Genomic DNA, 20,031 nt, shown 5'->3' on the forward strand with positions numbered 1-20,031 from the left:
TATGGAACAGAAGACAATCAATCTCGGCATCTTCGGCTTCGGCTGCGTAGGCCAGGGCCTGTATGAAGTGCTGAACAGAACGAAGGGCATCAACGCCAGGATCAAGAAAATCTGCATCAAAGACCCGAACAAGCCCCGTCCGATCGATATGAGCTACTTCACGACGGACCCCAACGAGATCCTCAACGACCCCACCATTGATGTGGTAGTTGAACTCATCAATGAAACCGACGCGGCTTTCCAGATTGTAAGCACCGCACTCCGCAATGGCAAAGCTGTTGTGAGCGCCAGCAAACGTATGATTGCCGAAAACCTGCCCGCACTGTACCAGCTGCAGGTAGAGAATAAAGTTCCCTTCCTTTACGAAGCATCCAGCTGCGCCAGCATTCCCATCATCCGCAACCTCGAAGAATACTACGACAACGATCTGCTCAACGCTGTGGAAGGTATTTGTAATGGATCCACCAACTACATCCTCACCAAAATATTCGAAGAGCACCTGAGCTTCGACACTGCCCTTCAGCAGGCACAAGACCTTGGATTCGCAGAAACCGACCCCACCCTCGACGTGGAAGGCTACGACCCCAAGTTTAAAATCGTTATCCTCCTGCTGCATGCTTTCGGCACCTTCGTGAAACCGGAAGAAGTGTTCAACTTCGGTATCAATCACCTCAATGATTTCGATATCAATTTTGCCCGTCAGCGTAACTGCACCATTAAGCTGATCGCCAACTGCCGCAGGCAGAACGGCAGCGTAAATGCTTATGTGCTCCCCCACCTTATCCGCGAGCATAACCTGCTCTATGATGTATACAACGAATACAACGGCGTACTGCTCGAATCTGCATTCACCGACAAGCAGTTCTTCGTAGGTAAAGGCGCAGGTGGTACCGCTACCGGCTCCGCTGTACTGAGCGATATCTCTGCATTGCTTTACAATTACCGTTACGAATACAAGAAGATCAAGCAGCAAAACCAGCCTTCGTTTACCAACGATGTGCAGCTGAAAGTTTACCTCCGCTTCAAAAGCCCCGACCAGGTAGACCTTGCTTCCTTCTACAACATATCCGAGAAATACGAATCTCCGGAATGCCGTTACATCGTAGGCACCATCAACCTGCAGAAACTGAAAGAAGCCACCTGGCTGAAAAATAAAGATGTGAATTTGCTGGTATTGGAGCAATAGACTTGTCCTGTCCGTCAAACTTAAAGCGGCCCGCATAAACAGCGGGCCGCTTTTGTTATATTTGCAACCAGAAAATAACCCAATCCTTATAACTATGAACGAAAACATGCTGACCTGCATATTCAAATGCATATCAAGAAGCCTTTGGGCGCTAATACCTGTACTGGCAATGACAGCCTGCTCATCAGACAACAACGAGGACCCAAAACCCATCATAGATCCCCTGGAACCCGCTTATCAGCTGGATTATGAAGTTATGTACGATCCCAATAACACCCGGAGAGACACACTACATTATCTGTACAACACCAACGGCACACTCGATCGCCTTACATTCCATACCAAAGCCCTGCATAGTGATACAACGAAGTACATCAACAGGTTCTTCTATGAAGAGGGCAAATTGAAACAAATGCTTTATAGGGAACCTGATGGCAGAATTAGTACCAATTATCTATTTACTAAAAATGGTAATGTGCTTAAATTGGCTGTCCATACTTTAAATATTTTCACCCCGAATGTATTTACATATATCTTCGAAGGTAATAAACCGATGTACCTGGGGGATACAACTTATATTAGCCCCACCCAAAGTTTTGGTTATATCCGTTGTTACTGGGACAAATCTAACATCAGGGAAGAGACCCATTATTATCGCGAAGCAGCAACCGGAAGGGATACTATTCGCAGGTTTTCTTTACGACATACCTATACAGCAGGAAAAGTAAACCCTTACTCTGGAACGGGCATAGCTATGCAAAAGTGGTTTTCTTATAATAGCTGGTCTGATGTTTCAATGTTCAGTGCCGAGCTGATGCTGAAAAAGGAAGAAGTAGACATGGATTATACCATTCCGGTAACCACTGATTTCATCTGGGTATTCAATACAGAGGGTCTTCCAGTTAAAGTAACGAAAAAGCGAACCTTACATAAGGAGCCAGGAAGCCCCTCCTACTATTATGTTCATGAATTTAGTTACAGTAAAAAATAACTGTAGTTCAGAAAAAAGAAAGGGAAGCATCATGAAATGCTTCCCTTTCTTTTTTCTGTTATTACTGCTTGGGCAGCAGAAATGATATGTTCGCTGAGATGCTCTGTTTTCTCCACCTGCCCCATTGCCCTTAAAACATTCGGACGAAGTGCCTGGTCCATGAAATTTGGCTTATAAGTACATTGGGATTTGTGGATATAAATCAGCGAATCTTTGTTGCTATTCAAGGAACTAGAAAAATGCTAAAATTTGGTACCGGGTATTTTCTGATACATATAATCTTTCGCAGTGTTTTCAGTAGCGGGGGAAGTGAAATCCTCACTTAGCCGGGTCATTCTTTCCAGTCTGCCGCCTGTGAGGTAAGATGGTCCGTATGTATTCCGCCAGCGAAGTACCCCTGTGGCCGACTTCCGTTCTTCCCGGATCAGTTCATTATGGCTGAGTGCTGGGAAATATTGCTTTGCATAAATGAAAAAGAACCAGGGCTGAAAGGAACGTGCCAGTGAAGGCTGATCGTTATACGAGTAAGTGGTGGTTTCAGTCAGTATTTTCAAGTCGCCGTTGATGTCGTAGCTGTCGCAGCGGGTGATGTTCTCCCCTTCCCAGGTGAGCGCATAGAACTGGTTACGCGCACCCCCATTTATGACATGGAGTTCTGAGAGCCGGTTACCGTTGTATACGAGTGAGTCGTAGTCGGTGACGGTCCACTGCCCCAGATGATCGAAATTATAGTATTGGATACGGGAAAGCAGGTTGGCGGAATAAACGAACGACCTGTCTACCCGTTTTTGCAGAAAGAAAAAGAAGTAGGTACGATGTGGCAGGCCATTGTTCCAGGTCACTTCCACAGAGTCTTTTCCTGAAGTGGTGGTGGACACATAAGCTGAGGGCTCGCCGGTGGTGTTGTAGTGGAAAACGGTAGACTGCCCGGTTCCTGCTATTTCCGTCAGTTTCCAGACGGGTTCGGCAGGGCGGGGTGTTTGAGGTGCATCCTTTTTACTGCATGCCGTTAGCGCCATTACAAGCGCTGCGGGTAGCATTTTCTTCATAGGTGTTTGATTGTCAATAACGCGATTTTCAGGTGCTACGGTTTCTTCGGTCAGTTTATTGCATTACCGGGGGTAAATATAATGAAATTATCAAATCTATTTATAGGCAGTGACCTGGGTAGATTAATCACATCACAGCCAACCGCTCCGCCACCTCACTCACCGGCAACCCCATTACATTATAAAAGTCGCCGTTAATACCTGCGATCCCCACTGCCCCGATCCATTCCTGGATAGCATAGGCTCCGGCTTTATCGTAAGGCTGGTAGTTGTCGACATAATAGGCGATCTGCTCAGGGGTGAGTGATTTGAAATGCACCTCCGTAGTTTGAGAGAATGCCTGTTCTTCCCCGTTGCGGACAATCACCACACCGGTAATCACGGTATGGATACGGCCACTCAGGCGGCTGAGGATATTAATGGCATCGGCACGGTCTGCCGGCTTGCCGATCACATTACCATCCAGTACCACAATGGTATCTGCAGCTATGATGATATCGTCTGCCGAATAATGTTCCTGTACTGCTTTGGCTTTCTGCCGGGCAATGTGTTCCGGCACTTCGGGAACAGGCATGCCATCGGGCCACGATTCATCTGCAGCACTTACTCTTACTTCGAAGGGGATACCGGCCTGCTCCAGCAGCTGTGCGCGGCGGGGACTCTGGCTGGCAAGTATAACGGGTTTGCGGGAATACATCTTACATGATTTTAAAGAACACCATGGACAGGATGCCGGTCAGCATCACAATCTTGATCCAGGTAGAAATGGAATGGTAATGCTCCGGCTGGTAAGCCTTCGACAGCGGCTTCTGGATAAACCAGGCCAGGGGGAACAGTACGAACAGGCCTACATAGCCCACCGCTGCATACCACCCGCGCATAAACGTTACCGCCATCAGGATCAGCAACAGCACTTCCAAAACGGTAATGAGCACCATGGTGAAGTTCTTCGTTTTCTTCACACCCCAAACGATGGGCAGTGTGCGGCAGCCGTCTTTACTATCGCCGATCATGTCTTCCATATCTTTCACGATCTCGCGGATCATGGAAAGCAGGAAGGCGAAAAGGGCGTAAATACCGATGATCTGTATGAGTTTACGGCCTGCAGGAGACAGTATGGCTTCGAAGCTTTCATAGATCTGCTTCTCATAGAACCCTACCACTACCACGCTCAATGCCGTGAGCAGGGAGATGACCACGTTGCCGATGATCACCTGGCGCTTGAAGGAAGTGGAGTAAAACCAGAGGAGCATGGTGCAGATCACCTGGATGAAGCCCAGGTAAAACTGTCCTATTTTAAAGGCCACGAGGAAACCGATGGATACGCCTGCCATGTTGAGCATGGTATGCCAGGCCATAGCCCAGCGGCGGTTGATGATCTTTTCCACTACCATTTTCTCCGGCTTGTTAACCAGGTCGATATTGATATCGAAGTAATCGTTAATGATATAGCCGCCTGCCGCCACCATGAGGGTGGAGATGCACAGCAGCACGAAATGCGGCCAGGAAAGGGAGGGCTCCAGCCCGCTTTTCTGCAGCACGGGGGCCACTACGCAAAACTGCAACAGCAATTGCGTGAGGGCAATATAGATCAGGTTGGGATACCGGATCATCCTGAAAAAAGCTGCTATGAGGGTCATATGTTGCTTTATATATGGAGTAGTGGTTTATTTCGCGCTGATGCCTTCGTCCAGCTGCCAGTCGCCATTCAGCTTCAGTACTTTCTCGATCACGTCGCGGGCACATCCTGCGCCGCCGTTTACCGGGGAAATGTATTTGCTGATGGATTTGATCTCAGGTGCGGCATCTGCCGGGCAGGCGGGCAGGCCTACCAGCTGCATGGCACGGTAATCAGGGATATCATCTCCCATAAAGAGGACTTCATCCCATTTGAGATCGTGCATGAGTACATAGGTTTCGAGACGGTCTACCTTATCAGACACACCCGTATATACGTCGGTGATACCCAATCCGTTAAGCCTGCTTACCACGCTTTCCGACCTTCCACCGGAAATAATGGCGAGGCGATAGCCCTTCTTTACCGCAAGCTGCAATGCATACCCGTCGCGTATGCTCATTTTCCGGCTCTGTTCGCCACCGGGCAGGAGCTGGACGGTGCCGTCGGTCAGCACGCCGTCTACGTCGAATACAAATGTGCGGATGCGGGAGAAGTGTTCCAATACGTTCATAGCTGTCGTTTCTGCGTTGCCCGGCTCCGGGCCGGTGCGCAAAAATATCTGTTAATCGGGAGACGGCCAATCATTTGTGGAACTGATGAATGCTTTCCGACAGGAGCGGATAGATCTGGGCCATGGACGGGTAATCCACCAACAGGGATTCATGCAGGGCCATGGTCTTTTCATCGTTCCGGACAGCCGGGCCGGTTTGTACATTCTCCGGGGGAAACTTATCGAGCCGCTGAAAGGTTTCCCGTATGAGGGGTGTCAGCAGCCCAAAATCACGCCCTTCGTTTACACAGTAGAATTTGGCGAGGGCGATGAGGTGGTTGGTGAAATTATTACAGAATACAGCCGCCAGGTGCATCTGGAGCCTTTGGGCGGAGTCCATAACGGAAATGGAACCACTGATGCTTTGGGCCAGGGCCATCAGGCGTTTCTGTACTTCTTCGGAAGAGGCTTCCAGCAGCAGGGGGATCTCGGGGTAGCTTTTATTCTCCTTCCGGATGCTCTGGAGCGGGTATAGTACGCCGGTATTGACAGAGATGTTGCTGATGGCCGACAGGGGTACGGCTCCGGCAGTATGTACCACGATGCGGCGGCCAAGGCGAAGATCGTTGTTCAGTTCGGCAAGGGCATCATCTCCCACCGCCAGGAGGTAAATATCGGCTTCCATGTGGATATCCATGAGATCTGCCGAGAAATCGGCTCCCAGGGATTCGGCTAATGCCCTGGCATTATCCTTATTCCGGCTGATGACCTGCTTAACGGGGTGACCGTGAAGTTTCATGAAATGGCCAAAGCAGTGGGCTATGTTTCCGGATCCGATGATGACAATGTCCATGGCGGTTTAATAATATTAAAAATGGATATGTAATAATAGCGTCTTTCGGCGAAAAGGAGATAATATAATAATATGGCGTCTGTTGACTACTATAAATCAAGTATTTAACCTTATCTATTTTTTATATCAACCTACTTTTATATAATTGCACCATTCGGATTTGTAATATTTGTACAAATTTGGCGTAATTACAGAAATAAAAAGGCGTTCATGGCTAAAAATCTCGTGATTGTAGAATCCCCGGCAAAGGCGAAAACCATTGAAAAAATATTAGGAAAGGATTTTGAAGTGAAATCTTCCTTTGGTCACATCCGTGACCTGGAGAAAGATGACATGGGAATCGACATTCAGAATAATTTCAAGCCAAAGTATATAATACCGGAAGACAAGGAAAAGGTTGTCAAGGAATTAAAAAAACTGGTGAAAGACTCTGACGAGGTTTGGCTGGCAACGGATGAGGACCGTGAAGGGGAGGCCATATCCTGGCACCTTTGCGAAGTACTCGGCCTTGATCCATCTTCTACCAAACGCATTGTATTTCACGAGATTACGAAGCCTGCCATTGAAAAAGCAGTGCGTACGCCCCGCCTGCTCGACATGAACCTGGTGAATGCCCAGCAAGCCCGCCGTATCCTTGACAGGATCGTTGGTTTTGAGCTGTCGCCCGTTTTATGGCGTAAGATGAGCATGCGCAACTCCCTTTCTGCCGGCCGTGTACAATCCGTAGCTGTCCGCCTCATCGTAGAGCGCGAACGCGAGATCAACCAGTTTGAGACCGTTAGCAGCTTTAAAGTGGAGGCCTGGTTCCTGTCTAAAGACATCCAGGGCCGTACCATCGGTTTCAAAGCCGAAGGCCCCTCCCGCTTTAAGACCGCTGAAGACGCCGAGAAGTTCCTTACCCAGTGCGTGGGTGCAGGCTATACCGTGAAAGATGTGACCGTGAAGCCCGGGAAAAAATCCCCCGCAGCACCGTTCACCACTTCCACCCTCCAGCAGGAAGCCTCCCGTAAGCTGGGATACAGCGTGTCCAAAACAATGCTCCTCGCACAGAAACTGTATGAGTCCGGGCAGATCAGCTACATGAGAACGGACTCGGTAAACCTGTCCGACACAGCCATGGAAGATATCAGCAAAGCCATCCACAAAAACTGGGGCGACCGCTACTATCAATCCCGCAAATACAAAAACAAGAACGAAAACGCGCAGGAGGCCCACGAAGCCATCCGCCCTACATATATGGAGAACGCCACGGTAGAGGATTCCGATACCAAGCGCCTCTATGAGCTTATCTGGAAACGTACCATCGCCAGCCAGATGGCGGATGCCGAACTGGAGAAAACCATCGCCAAGATCGATATCTCTACCAATCACGAAGAGCTGATCGCCAGCGGTGAAGTACTCAAATTCGACGGCTTCCTGAAAGTTTATATGGAAAGCCGTGACGATGAAGACGCGGAAGAAGACGACCAGGAAGGCGTACTGCCCCCTCTGGCCGTTAAGCAGGTACTGGAACTGAAGGAAATGAAAGCCACTGAGCGCTTCTCCCGCCCTGCCCCCCGCTATACGGAGGCCAGCCTTGTGAAGAAGCTCGAAGAACTGGGCATCGGCCGCCCGTCTACCTACGCACCCACCATCACCACCATCCAGAAACGCGGATATGTGGAGAAACGTGATAAGGAAGGCGTAAAGAGGGATTTCCGCATCCTCTGGCTCAAAAATGATCAGATCAGTAAAGTCACCGACCAGGAAAATACAGGCGCGGAAAAATCCAAGCTGTTCCCTACCGACCTCGGTATGCTGGTGACCGACTTCCTCAAACAATATTTCGACCGGGTAATGGACTATGGTTTTACGGCCCGTATCGAAGAAGAGTTCGATGAAATTGCCGGTGGTAAGAAGAAATGGAGCAATATGCTGCAGGACTTCTACGCACCTTTCCATCATAATGTAGAGGAAACCCTCGAAAAGGCGGAAAGAGTGAAGGGAGAGCGCCACCTCGGTGAAGACCCTGCCTCCGGTAAGCCCGTTACCGCCCGTATGGGACGTTTTGGACCCATGGTACAGATCGGCAAGGTAGAGGACGAGGAGAAGCCCCGTTTCGCCAAACTGAAGCAAACCCAGAGCATCGAAACCATCAGTTTCGAAGAAGCCATGGACCTCTTCCGCCTCCCCCGTGTACTCGGTATGTTCGAAGATTCCGAAGTATCCGTGAACATTGGCAGGTTCGGCCCATATGCACAACACGATAAGAAGTTCTATTCCCTTAAAAAAGAAATGGACCCTTACACCGTGGAACTGGAAGAAGTGGCGCCACTGATTGTGGAGAAACGCACGGCTAAAGACGAACGTACCATCAAGGTATTTGAGAAGGAAAAGATCCAGGTACTGAGAGGCCCTTATGGCCCCTACTTAAAAGTAGGTTTACGCAACTATAAACTTCCTAAAGAGAAACACGATACTGCTGCCGACATCACTGTGGAAGAGGCTAAAGCCATCATTGAAGAGCTGAAAGCCAACCCGCCGAAGAAGAAGGCGCCGCCCCGCAAAAAGAAAGCGGACTAGCCAAAAAATCGTAACTTAAAGACAAGAATCCTTAACACAATCCATTGCACGAAACAAGGGAAATAAACGCGCTATTCCATCTGCTGGACGATCCTGACCAGGAAGTTTTTGACACCGTGGCCAGTAAGATCCTCATGTATGGAAAAGAGATCATCCCCAACCTGGAGCATTTGTGGGAAACCACGGTTGATGAAAATATCCAGGAAAGGATTGAGATGCTGATACACCGCGTCCATTATCACGACCTGCAGGAAGCTTTCAGGGTATGGCATACTGCCGGTTCACAAGAGCTGATCCGGGGCGCCCTGCTCGCTGCGAGGTACCAGTATCCGGACCTCACCGAGCAGCAGGTACACACTGAAATAGACCGCATCAAACGTAACATCTGGCTCGAACTCAATAATTACCTTACCCCGCTGGAGCAGATCAATGTGCTCAACAGCATGATTTATAACTATTTCGGACTGAAAGGGGAAGAAGTAAGCTACCAGCGTAAGAACCAGTTTTTCCTCAACCAGGTGATCGAGTCGCGCAAAGGTAACCCGCTTACCAACGGCATCATATACCAGGCGTTATGCGCTATGCTCGACCTGCCGGTGTATGCCGTAAACATCCCCCGGCAATTCATTCTCGCGTATTTCGATACCTTTTATGATTTTACAGAGCCGGCCGATCCGGGAGATTACCGCATTCTCTTCTTCATCGACCCCATTCAGGGGCAGATTTACACACAGCAGGATGTGGATACTTACCTGAAACGGGTGAATGTACCGGTAAACCCCGACTTCTATAAGCCCCAGAGCAACGCAAGGGTCATCCAGTTCCTGCTGGAAGAAACTGCCAAATGCTTCCGGAACGATAAGGAGCAGTACAAGCACGACGAGTTGCAGAACCTTGCCCGGATACTGGATTAAACAATGATATTACTGCCAATAAAAAAGCGGCCCTGGTTATACCGGGGCCGCTTTTTTTTATATGAAATGCTTTCGTGTTAGCGTGCAGTATAGTATTTCATTGCTTCCGGCATTTTAGCCCTCAGCTGTTCGATACGCTTATCATCGCTCGGGTGGGTGCTCAGCAGTTCAGGGGGCTTCTGTCCACCGCTTGCTGCAGCCATACGGCTCCAGAAGCTGATAGACTCCTGCGGGTTGTAACCAGCCATAGCCATGAAGATGATGCCGAGGTGGTCAGCTTCCAGCTCGTTCTGACGGCCATAAGCCATAAGACCGAGAGGACCGCCCACACCTACCGCCTGCATGAAGATGTTCTGCGCCTGGGGGTTCTTATTGAGGGCAACGGCGCCTGCAATCTGGATACCCTGTGCTACGAGGCCCTGGCTCATACGCTCGTTACCGTGGCGGGCAATAGCGTGAGCGATTTCGTGGCCCATAACGCAGGCAAGTGCAGTTTCGTTCTGGGTAACGGGCAGCAGGCCGGTATATACCACTACTTTGCCGCCGGGCATGCACCAGGCGTTTACCTGTTTATCGTTAACGAGATTGAACTCCCATTGGTAGCTGGCTACTTCGTTGCCCATACCGTTCTGGGTCATGTAGGTGGTAACCGCTTTAGCGATACGCCCGCCAACACGCTGTACCATTTCAGCATCTTTGCTGGCAGTGGCTGCTACGGCTTTGTTCTGGGAAAGGAAGGTCCGGTATTCCTGGAGGGCCATGGATTGCATGGTGGCTTCGGGAATGAGGTTTAACTGGCTCCGGCCTGTGATAGGCACTCTTGAACAGGCATATATCAGCCCGGTTCCGGCAACCAATAACAACGCAATTTTTTTCATCGGGTGTAATAGTTTAGTAGAAAGGATACAATCGCTGCGCATTACATTAACACGTTCATGCGAACGGTTGTTGCGGCGAAATTACCACTTTCCTTAAAGAGTACAATCGTTGTGCCGGATTTACAGAAACCAGGAACTAGAGGTCGTTCCCGTGCTTGTTTTTTCTGTTTTTGAAGAGAGGAACCTTGGATTCGTTACCACTGATCAGCCGTACAATGTTCTTCTGGTGTGTTAAAACAACCATTACTGCCACGGCGATGGCAAAAATGCGGTAATAGATTTCCTGTTCGCGGAAGATGAAGAGAATCAATACCGGAAACGCGATGCTGGCAAGGATAGAGCTCAGCGATACGTAACGGGTGAGGAACAGGATCATAAGGAATACGCCTACGCAGCAAAGGGCTACGAGCGGCTGGATGGCAAGTACCATTCCAAAGAGGGTGGCGATACCTTTCCCCCCGCGGAAACCTGCCCAAATGGGGAAAATGTGCCCAACAACAGCAGCAAGGCCAAGGCCTACCTGCAGGTTAATCATTTGCTCGAGAGAATCGTAAGTAGGGATCAAATAGGCAAGTCTGACAGCCAGTACGCCTTTCAGCATATCCACCAGCATCACGAATGTACCGGCTTTAGGACCGAGTACCCGGAAAGTGTTGGTGGCGCCGGCGTTACCAGAACCGTGCTCGCGGATGTCGATACCGAAAACTCCCTTGCTTACCCACACGGCAGTTGCAAAAGAGCCAATCAGATAGGCACCGAGTATTAGCAATAATTCTGTCATCACAATAAGTTAGAAATGCTAAGTTAGCAATTAATGTGTTAAAATGAATGTAAATTTCACTGCAATAATAAGTTAATTACTCTGAAATCAGTAATTAAAATATGTAATTTTTTCCACATTAGCCAGCATAGAATGAAAGCGCAAGCCAGTGCATCCTCTCTGCCCGCTCCGCGGGACGCAGCCCCTCTGCCAGGGCAGCCTTTACAATTGCAGGTTCGTCTTCTTGCAATATACCACTCAAAATCAATATACCATCGTTTTTGAGCATTCTTTTCATGCTCCCCATATTCGCTAATAATATGTTACGGTTGATGTTTGCAAGGAGTATATCGTACGCACCAATCTCCTCTCCTTCCAGGGTATCTGACTGTGCAAAATGCACGTTCTTCGCCCCGTTCGCTCCCGCATTTTCCTCTGCGTTCTCCACTGCCCAGGCATCAATATCGATACCACGCGTTTCTGCTGCTCCCAACCTGTCTGCCAGGATCGCCAGAATGCCTGTTCCCGACCCGAAATCGAACACTTTCTTCCCTTTGAAATCCAATTCCTTCATGAGCCACACCATCGACCAGGTAGTGGCGTGGTGCCCCGTTCCGAACGACATCTTGGGTGTGATAATTATCTCGTGCTTCACCACATCTCCCATCGGAGCATGGAAACCAGCACGGATACCGCAGAAGTCACCTATCGTCACCGGTTCAAAACTGCTTTCCCACACTGCATTCCAATTGGTTTGTTCTATCGTCTCCTTCGTATATTCCAAACCGTGAGAGCCTGCAAGGCCCGCCAGGTTGTTTTCTTCAAAATCTGCTTCCGGTATAAACGCCACCAGTTCATCAGGCCGCTCTTCAAACCCTTCGTAACCCATGTCGCTCAGCTGAGCTACCAACACATCCCGCAGCTCCTGTGGCGCGGGTATCGTAATCGCGATGTAAGACATGGCCGCAAGATAACGACATTTTTCCGCTGCCTGACCCAAATTTCCTTGGTCATGTCCCATGCTGTATTTATATTTGATATTTATTAAATATAACCTTATCCTATGAAAAAGCTCATCATCTTCGCAGCCCTGCTGGGCGGTGCTTTCCATGCATCCGCACAGTCTACCATCATCCCGCACGAATACGAGAAAAAGGACTCCGTTTTCTACCAGGTGCCCAATGCCGTTCTCATCATCGACAAGCTTGATATTGAGGACTATTTCAAAAACCTGGACACCCTCCTCGTGCAGAAAGCCTACAACAAAACCGTGTTCCGCAACATCCAGTTCAGCCCGCTGAGCCCTGAAGAAGTGCAGCGCCACTATAGCCTTGCCAGCAAATTCTGGACTGCCTCCAAAGCCAATCCACTTAGTTACAGCACGGATAAGATCACGCTTTTCTGGAACGACAATGAAGGTATTATCCTCCCTTATATCGACGAGATCATCCCCGACCTTTTGGAGGCCGGCAAGGTGCAGGTGGTAGACCGTTCTACCAACAAACGCGTGAAGCTTTACAAGCTGGATTATGAAGATGTAAACGGTAAATCTTTCCGGATCTTCAAACTGGAGAAGGGCAAGATACTCTGGCGCGAGAGCGAGGTGTTTATTGAACAGGTGTATAACGCAGGGCGCTAAACGAAAACTGCAGACACTGCCTCATATAATTGAAAAAGCCCCTGGTTATACACCGGGGGCATTTTCTATGTAAGCTATTCACACGATTATTGTTCGTCGAAAACGGGGCCCAGTTCAGGACCTTCGTTCTGTTCTGACTGGGAAGGACGGGGCCCGCGGTCATTACGGTCTCCACGATCACCACGGTCGGGACGGTCGCCACGATCACGACGATCGCCACGGTCTCCACCGCCACGGCGGTCTCCACGGTCACCACCACGATCACGACGATCTCCGCGGTCACCACGATCGCCACGTTCTTCACGTTCGGGGCGTTCTACATAACCTTCGGGTTTCGGCATGAGCACACGGCGGCTCAGTTTGAACTTACCGGTTTTAGGATCGGTGCCTACCAGTTTCACTTTCACTTTATCGCCTTCGCTCAGCACGCCGTCCATTGTCTCAAGACGTTTCCAGGAAACTTCAGAGATGTGGAGCAGGCCTTGTTTGCCGGGGAGGAATTCAACGAATGCGCCGTAAGGCATTACGCTTTTTACTACGGATTCGTATTCTTCACCAACTTCGGGCTGGGAAACGATGCCTTTCACCCATGCAACTGCCTTATCGAGGTTTTCTTTCTGCGTAGCGAAGATGGAAACTTCACCATGCTGGTTAACTTCTTCAATATTGATGGTAGTGCCGGTTTCGCGCTGGATTTCCTGAATCACTTTACCGCCGGGTCCGATAACGGCACCGATGAATTCGCGGTCGATGATCAGTTTCTCCATACGTGGAGCATGCGGTTTCGGTTCAGGACGTGCAGTTTCGATGGTGTTGTACATGCCATCGAGGATGTGCAGGCGGCCCTGGCGGGCTTGTGCAAGCGCAGCGCGCATAACATCCATGCTGAGGCCGTCTACCTTAATGTCCATCTGCACACCGCAGATACCATCGCGGGTACCGGTTACTTTGAAGTCCATGTCGCCGAGGTGATCTTCGTCGCCGAGGATGTCGCTCAGTACGGCCCATTTGCCATCGGAAGCGCGGGAGATGAGGCCCATTGCGATACCGGATACGTGTTTGGGGATGGGAACACCAGCGTCCATGAGGGCGAGGGAACCAGCGCAAACAGTAGCCATGGAAGAGGAACCGTTGGATTCGAGGATATCGGAAACTACACGCACGGTGTAAGCGTAATCGCTGCCGGGCATCATGATCCGGAGGGATCTCATTGCCAGGTTACCGTGGCCCACTTCGCGACGGCCGGGGCCGCGCATCATTTTCACTTCTCCTGTAGAGAAGGGAGGGAAGTTGTAGTGGAGGATAAATTTAACGTAGTTGGAAACGGCGGCGGATTCTACCAGCAGTTCGTCATCGGGCGTGCCGAGGGTAACGGTGGTGAGGGATTGCGTTTCGCCGCGGGTGAACAGTGCGGAGCCGTGAGGGCTGGGCAGCAGGTCTACTTCCATGGCGAGGGGGCGAACCTGATCGAGTACACGGCCGTCGAGACGGACAGACTGATCGAGGATCATGTTACGCACCACTTCTTTTTCCAGTTTGTGGAAGTATTTACCTACGAGCGGGGCGTCTTCTTCAGGGAGTTCGCCGAGGTGCTCTTTCAGTTCTTCTTCTATTTTGCTGAAAGCTTCGCTGCGTTGGTGTTTACCGAGGGCAGATTTAGAAACTTCGAGGATTTTGCCGGAAGCAAAGGCATCGATTTTCGCTTTCAGTTCTTCGTTGGCGTAAGGCAGGTTGAAGGTGCGCTTGGCGGGGTTACCGATAAGACCGCGGAGTTCTTCCTGGGCTTTTACCTGGATGCGGATGGCGTCGTGTGCAAGTTCGATGGCCTTTACCAGGTCTTCTTCCTGACACTCTTTGGATTCGCCTTCCACCATCATGATATTTTTCTCTGTAGCGGCAACGATGAAGTCCATATCGGCTTCAGCGAGCTGTGTACGGGAGGGATTGATGATGAATTCACCATTTACACGGGCGATACGCACTTCGGAGATGATCTCCTGGATGGGAACGTCGGAAACGGCGAGAGCTGCAGACGCTGCCAGTGCGGCAAGAGCGTCGGGCATTACTTCTTTATCAGAAGAGATGAGGGTTACCAGCACCTGAACATCGCAAAGGTAGTCATCGGGGAACAGGGGGCGCAGGGCACGGTCGATGAGTCGGGAAACAAGCACTTCAGAATCGCTCAGCTTGCCTTCACGTTTGAAGAAGGAACCGGGGATACGACCTGCAGATGCAAATTTCTCCTGATAGTCTACGGTGAGGGGAAAGAAAGATTGCCCGGCTTTGGGCTCTTTATTGGCCACCACCGTAGCCAGCAGAATACAGTCTCCGCAGCGAACGGTCACGGCTCCATCGGCCTGGCGGGCCATCTTGCCGGTCTCGATCGTCACTTCGCGACCTCCGCCTATATCAAATTTAACCGAAGTAGGTGTGAGATTCATACTTGTGTGAGGATTAATAAGGTACACATACAAAAAAACTATTCCCAACCAGAATAGTTGGGAATAGCGCTATCAATAAATTCGGATTATTTTCTGATACCTAACTTCTCAATGAGGGCGCGGTAGCCGCTGAGGTTGGTTTTAGACAGGTAAGAGAGCAAACGCTTTCTCTGACCTACCATCTTCATCAGGCCGCGGTGAGTGGAGAAGTCTTTTTTATTTTGCTTCAGGTGAGCGGAAATGCTGTTGATACGCTCAGTTACAAGGGCGATTTGCGCTTCCACAGAGCCGGTGTTCTTTTCGCTACCACCGAATTCCTTGAAAATATTTGCTTTCTTTTCTAAAGTTAAGTAAGACATCTTTGATAAAATAAATTATTACTCGCTATTTTTCCGGTGCAAAGGTAAGAAGTAATATGGCAAGTTCCAAATAGAATTATTAGGAACACCTTTACTGATAACCAATGTTTTATCTATACAAAATTTACTGCTGCATTGTCAGTAACCTGACCGTTTTCCGTACGCAGTACCCGCGACGGAAACTTCTGCAACACAATATAATCATGCGTCGCCATTACGATCGTAGTTCCATCTTCCCGGCAAATGCGGAACAGCAACTGCATAATGCCGTCAGACGTTTCAGGATCCAGGTTACCAGTAGGCTCATCCGCCAGAATCAGCTTCGGCCCGTTCAGCAACGCACGGGCAATATCCACCCTTTGCTGCTCCCCGCCCGATAACTCATATGGCATTTTAAAACCCTTCGTTGCCAAACCCACCTTCTCCAGCACATCCGCTATCTTATCCTCTATCTGCTTCTGATCAGCCCAACCCGTTGCCTTCAGGGCAAACTTCAGATTCTCATGCACCGTACGGTCTGTCAGCAACTGAAAATCCTGAAAAACCACCCCCAGGTTCCGGCGGAGGTAAGGCACCTTCTTCCAGTCCATCTTCGTTAAATCAAACCCCGCCACCTGGCCACTCCCCTCACGCAACGGCAAATCGCCATACAACGTCTTGAGCAGGCTCGACTTCCCCGTGCCCGTTTTCCCGATCAGATAAACAAATTCGCCCTTGTTGATCGAAATGTTCACATCGGACAGGATCAGAGAACTCCCCTGGTAAATATTCGCATTCGTCAGCTGTACTATCGGTTGATCGGCCATTAATTTCCTGTTTTAAAATCCAAAAATAATTAAATCCTTGTCAATGACCCACATCCCTTATTAACTATAAATTTAGTTTGTAAACTAAGAAAATAGTTCTACATTCGTAAAAGCATAGAGCAACTACCAGAAATTGAGACGACCAAACTAAGACCAGACAAGGAATCAGGGACATTCACAGCTACTTTTTAAACCCTGGAGGCGGGACAGGGAAACAACCAAAATACATAGACAGCGCACCCCGCCAAATAAAACAGCGATACAATGAAAACACTGACAAAAGCGGAAGAACAGATTATGCAGGCCCTCTGGGCACTGGGCCCTTCTTTCGTGAAAGACATTATTACCGTGCTGCCGGAGCCGCAGCCGCATTACAACACTGTTTCCACACTCGTGAAGATCCTGGTCGATAAAGGATTTGTAGACTACAAGGCCTTTGGCAAAAGCCACCAGTATCATGCGCTTATTACTAAGGATGAATACAGCAGCCGCACCGTTAAAAATCTTGTAAAAGGCTATTTCGACGGCTCGTTCTCCAACCTCGTTTCGTTTTTCGTGAAGGAAAAAGACATGTCTGTTAACGACCTCGAGCACCTGCTGGAGGAAATCCGCAAATCCAAAAACAAGGAATCATGAGCCCGATCCTCATTTATCTCCTGAAAGCTGCCGTATGCTCCGGCATACTGTTCGCTTACTACTGCGTGGCGCTCCGTAACCAGCGCCAGCACCGTTGGAACAGGGTATACCTGCTGGGCCTTACCGGTGTCAGTCTTTTATTACCCCTGCTGCGCATCCCCCTGCCGGGAGGCACGCCTGACTCTGCTGCGCTGTTCAGTTATTCCGCCGCAACCTTTGAAGTCAGCAACAATACCCCGGGCTCAGGCTTCACTGCTTTGCAATGGGCTTACGTTGCATATGCGGCCATAGCTATCCTGCTGCTGGTACGTTTCGGATATGCCATCTGGCAGCTGCGCCGCCTCATCCACGGAGGCCGAATGCAGGAAGGACCTAATTACCGCCTCGTTCTCCACCCTTCCGTTCCATCGCCCTTCAGCTTTTTCCGTTTCATATTCTGGAACCCCGGCACAGAGCAACATTCCCCGGAAAGCCGGCATATGCTCCAGCATGAGCAGGTGCATGTGCGCAAAGGCCACAGCTGGGATACCCTTTTCATGGAACTGGTAACGGCCATCTGCTGGGTAAACCCGTTCTTTCATTTTGTAAAAAAGGAACTGTCGGTAGTTCATGAGTTTGAAGCCGATGAGGTGCCGGCTGGCAACGGCCAGTCTGCCGAATATGCTGAAAACCTCCTGCGCCAGGCTCTCCACGCTCCTTCCGCCCATTTATTCATTCACCATTTTTCCCAACCTCCTGTAAAACGCAGAATCATGATGCTCACCCGCAACACCCGTACCCGTTATGCCGCCGCACGCAAGCTGATGGCGCTCCCCCTCGCAGCCGGGCTCCTCTTCGCAGTTTCCTGTGTTCAAAAAGATGAAGCCAACATCACCGCACAGGAAAAGCAGGTCCTGAACACCCCCAGCAACGTAATTTTCACGGAGGTAGAGCAACCGCCCACCTTCGCTGGTGGCAGTACCGCCATGAACAAATACCTGTCAGAAAGCATCAAATACCCTGAAGATGCCGTTGAGAATGGCGTTTCCGGCACCATCTTCGTAACATTCATTGTCCGTGCTGATGGCAGCATCGATGAAGTAAAGACGGTTGGCGACAAAATAGGCTCCGGACTTGAAGAAGAATCCATCCGGGTGGTGCGTGAAATGCCCAAATGGAAACCCGGCGTGCAGAATGGCAGAAAAGTGGATGTATTGTTCAACATCCCCATCCGCTATACGCTGCAGGAGGATGAAACCAGCAAAACCACCTCTTTCTGGCCCGTTGAGCAATCTTACTGGCCCGGCAAAAACAAGGAATGTTAACCTGATTTCACTTCATATTCCCCGGCGCCGCAGCAATGCGGCGCCTTTTTTATGCCCGGCAGCCATTACCGGGAAGCCCCCCCTTTACTCCGGCCTAACTGCAGAACAACTCCCTGTTTTAATAAGAGATAAGCCGCCCTTAAGCCGCCTATAAGCCGCCCATATCCCGCCCATAAGCCGCCCCTATATAGAGGCGGCTTATCTACGGCTTATCCCCGGGATATATCCGGGTTTAGGGCGGGTTAGGTATTAGGCAGAATTACCTGAACCTGCCTCATAAGGGGCTTTTGTGCCATTATGGAAATGCTGAACAGGAGCATCTATTTTGAAAGCACATCCGTTATGATGCACCGGTACCTCCCTATTGCCTGTATACTGATCACCTCCTCCTGTTTGCTACGGAGTAATTCAGCATCCTACATCCAAATACAATTGAGGAATACTGCTTCAAGGGAATATGCGCCAATTGCCTACGATGCCCCTCGTATGCCGGAAGCAGTGTATCCCGGCGGGCCCGATTCCCTCCGCGCCTTCTTCATCCGGCATTTCCGATATCCGGCGGAAGCGATCAGGGAAAGTGCAGGCGGGAACGTTACGGTTAGCTTTTATCTGGATAAAAAAGGAAGCATTCATAACATGCGGGTTTGTAGTTGCCCCCATGACACCGGATTGGAAGACGAAGTGCTTCGTGTAAGCCGTAAAATGACTTTATGGGAAGCCCCTGTATTCGAAGGGTATGAATATGCTTCCGTGGTAAACATGGTAGTGTCAATTCCCTGTTATGTACAAAGCAGTGCGAAACAGACAGATCTCCCTCCTGATTATTTTCATGTAAGCTGGAGCACTTCTTCACATATCCATAGCATTTTGTTGCCGCGCTCAAAAAGCCATTATTGCCCATCTATCATCAGTTTAGACACTCCTTTGGAAGACTCACTGGTTATTGCTGAGGACTTTGAACCTATGGAAATCCCCAAAATCCCATACAGTGATATTATCTGCTGCTTTCCTCCAGAGCCCAGATTCCCTGGCGGCGAAGATTCTCTTCGCGCATTTCTGCAGCAGCACATGAAATATCCGGAGGAAGCTTTGGCGCATGAAAAATCGGGCACTGTGTTTGTCCGGTTTACGATCTCAGAAACCGGACAAACGGAAGATCATAAAATCCTTAGCGCACCCATAGGTTTTGGATTGGAAGAAGAAGCGCTGCGTGTGGTGAGATTAATGCCCAATTGGATACCCGGTACATCAAAAGGCAAAGCGGAAAAAACGCTTTACACTTTACCCATCCGCTTCTCAATGGATTAGCCTTGCAAATACAGTTTAAGCATTATTACGATAAGCTAAACCTGCTGCAATAGCGTTCTAATCGCGCTGTAATCGTACTGTACCAATACTGTACCAATACTGCATCTGTACTGAGAACCCGCATATCCTTTGTGCAGCAATGAACACAAAACAACAAGCATCAGGCATCCTGATTGA

Annotated in this window: 19 protein-coding genes; 8 read left to right on the plus strand and 11 right to left on the minus strand. The window is 49.7% G+C overall.

From position 1 onward, the window contains the following. Position 1: 1 nt before the first annotated feature. Positions 2–1,186 (plus strand): homoserine dehydrogenase, encoded by a 1,185-nt coding sequence (locus DEV76_RS08800; RefSeq protein WP_109697273.1) that lies wholly within the window; start codon positions 2–4, stop codon positions 1,184–1,186. A gap of 94 nt (positions 1,187–1,280) precedes the next feature. Beyond that, the gene (locus tag DEV76_RS08805; RefSeq protein WP_109697275.1) at positions 1,281–2,177 is read left to right on the plus strand and encodes a hypothetical protein; all 897 of its coding nucleotides are present in this window, start codon (positions 1,281–1,283) and stop codon (positions 2,175–2,177) included. 242 nt (positions 2,178–2,419) lie between these two features. Here the strand turns inward: DEV76_RS08805 and DEV76_RS08810 are convergent, their stop codons facing one another. The 5 genes from DEV76_RS08810 to DEV76_RS08830 all read right to left on the minus strand — a co-directional run bounded on the left by DEV76_RS08810 (position 2,420) and on the right by DEV76_RS08830 (position 6,247). Continuing rightward, complete coding sequence (locus DEV76_RS08810) at positions 2,420–3,226, minus strand: hypothetical protein (RefSeq protein ID WP_109697277.1); 807 nt, start codon at positions 3,224–3,226, stop codon at positions 2,420–2,422. A 127-nt stretch (positions 3,227–3,353) separates the two neighbouring features. Continuing rightward, entirely contained in the window at positions 3,354–3,923 is a 570-nt protein-coding gene (locus DEV76_RS08815) for a Maf family protein (RefSeq protein WP_109697280.1), read from the minus strand. 1 nt (position 3,924) lies between these two features. Continuing rightward, positions 3,925–4,866, minus strand: a complete 942-nt coding sequence (locus DEV76_RS08820) for a geranylgeranylglycerol-phosphate geranylgeranyltransferase (RefSeq protein WP_109697282.1) — start codon at positions 4,864–4,866, stop codon at positions 3,925–3,927. A gap of 27 nt (positions 4,867–4,893) precedes the next feature. Further along, on the minus strand, positions 4,894–5,415 hold the full coding sequence (locus DEV76_RS08825) for a KdsC family phosphatase (protein WP_109697726.1): 522 nt from the start codon (positions 5,413–5,415) through the stop codon (positions 4,894–4,896). Positions 5,416–5,485: 70 nt separating this feature from the next. Continuing rightward, the gene (locus DEV76_RS08830) at positions 5,486–6,247 is read right to left on the minus strand and encodes a Rossmann-like and DUF2520 domain-containing protein (protein ID WP_109697284.1); all 762 of its coding nucleotides are present in this window, start codon (positions 6,245–6,247) and stop codon (positions 5,486–5,488) included. A gap of 210 nt (positions 6,248–6,457) precedes the next feature. Here DEV76_RS08830 and topA point away from each other — a divergent pair, with 210 nt between their 5' ends. Both topA and DEV76_RS08840 read left to right on the plus strand, forming a co-directional pair. Next, entirely contained in the window at positions 6,458–8,809 is a 2,352-nt protein-coding gene (gene topA / locus DEV76_RS08835; RefSeq protein WP_109697286.1) for a type I DNA topoisomerase, read from the plus strand. A 44-nt stretch (positions 8,810–8,853) separates the two neighbouring features. Further along, positions 8,854–9,723 (plus strand): transglutaminase-like domain-containing protein, encoded by an 870-nt coding sequence (locus tag DEV76_RS08840; protein WP_109697288.1) that lies wholly within the window; start codon positions 8,854–8,856, stop codon positions 9,721–9,723. A gap of 77 nt (positions 9,724–9,800) precedes the next feature. On the opposite strand, the gene DEV76_RS08845 is transcribed toward DEV76_RS08840, so the two are convergent. The 3 genes from DEV76_RS08845 to prmA all read right to left on the minus strand — a co-directional run bounded on the left by DEV76_RS08845 (position 9,801) and on the right by prmA (position 12,322). Next, complete coding sequence (locus tag DEV76_RS08845; protein ID WP_109697290.1) at positions 9,801–10,601, minus strand: M48 family metallopeptidase; 801 nt, start codon at positions 10,599–10,601, stop codon at positions 9,801–9,803. Between the two features lie 136 nt (positions 10,602–10,737). Beyond that, positions 10,738–11,382, minus strand: a complete 645-nt coding sequence (plsY, locus tag DEV76_RS08850; RefSeq protein WP_109697292.1) for a glycerol-3-phosphate 1-O-acyltransferase PlsY — start codon at positions 11,380–11,382, stop codon at positions 10,738–10,740. 118 nt (positions 11,383–11,500) lie between these two features. Continuing rightward, the gene (gene prmA / locus DEV76_RS08855; protein WP_157962791.1) at positions 11,501–12,322 is read right to left on the minus strand and encodes a 50S ribosomal protein L11 methyltransferase; all 822 of its coding nucleotides are present in this window, start codon (positions 12,320–12,322) and stop codon (positions 11,501–11,503) included. A 102-nt stretch (positions 12,323–12,424) separates the two neighbouring features. Here prmA and DEV76_RS08860 point away from each other — a divergent pair, with 102 nt between their 5' ends. Continuing rightward, positions 12,425–13,000 (plus strand): hypothetical protein, encoded by a 576-nt coding sequence (locus DEV76_RS08860; RefSeq protein WP_109697297.1) that lies wholly within the window; start codon positions 12,425–12,427, stop codon positions 12,998–13,000. A gap of 86 nt (positions 13,001–13,086) precedes the next feature. Here DEV76_RS08860 and DEV76_RS08865 read toward each other — a convergent pair whose 3' ends face one another. The 3 genes from DEV76_RS08865 to DEV76_RS08875 form a co-directional block, all read right to left on the minus strand. Beyond that, complete coding sequence (locus tag DEV76_RS08865; RefSeq protein ID WP_109697299.1) at positions 13,087–15,441, minus strand: polyribonucleotide nucleotidyltransferase; 2,355 nt, start codon at positions 15,439–15,441, stop codon at positions 13,087–13,089. An 86-nt stretch (positions 15,442–15,527) separates the two neighbouring features. Continuing rightward, positions 15,528–15,800 (minus strand): 30S ribosomal protein S15, encoded by a 273-nt coding sequence (gene rpsO / locus DEV76_RS08870; RefSeq protein WP_109697302.1) that lies wholly within the window; start codon positions 15,798–15,800, stop codon positions 15,528–15,530. 113 nt (positions 15,801–15,913) lie between these two features. Continuing rightward, the gene (locus DEV76_RS08875) at positions 15,914–16,606 is read right to left on the minus strand and encodes a cell division ATP-binding protein FtsE (protein WP_109697304.1); all 693 of its coding nucleotides are present in this window, start codon (positions 16,604–16,606) and stop codon (positions 15,914–15,916) included. 264 nt (positions 16,607–16,870) lie between these two features. Here DEV76_RS08875 and DEV76_RS08880 point away from each other — a divergent pair, with 264 nt between their 5' ends. The 3 genes from DEV76_RS08880 to DEV76_RS08890 all read left to right on the plus strand — a co-directional run bounded on the left by DEV76_RS08880 (position 16,871) and on the right by DEV76_RS08890 (position 19,854). Beyond that, positions 16,871–17,242: a BlaI/MecI/CopY family transcriptional regulator gene (locus tag DEV76_RS08880; RefSeq protein ID WP_109697305.1), complete on the plus strand. Its 372-nt coding sequence runs from the start codon at positions 16,871–16,873 to the stop codon at positions 17,240–17,242. Further along, a complete protein-coding gene (locus DEV76_RS08885) occupies positions 17,239–18,546 on the plus strand; it encodes a M56 family metallopeptidase (RefSeq protein ID WP_109697307.1) in 1,308 nt (435 codons plus the stop codon). The genes DEV76_RS08880 and DEV76_RS08885 overlap by 4 nt, the downstream gene beginning before the upstream one ends. 486 nt (positions 18,547–19,032) lie before the next feature. Further along, positions 19,033–19,854, plus strand: a complete 822-nt coding sequence (locus DEV76_RS08890) for an energy transducer TonB (protein ID WP_232826920.1) — start codon at positions 19,033–19,035, stop codon at positions 19,852–19,854. The last annotated feature ends 177 nt before the right edge of the window (positions 19,855–20,031 follow it).

This window comes from Chitinophaga deserti (assembly GCF_003149455.1).
Lineage (GTDB): Bacteria > Bacteroidota > Bacteroidia > Chitinophagales > Chitinophagaceae > Chitinophaga > Chitinophaga deserti.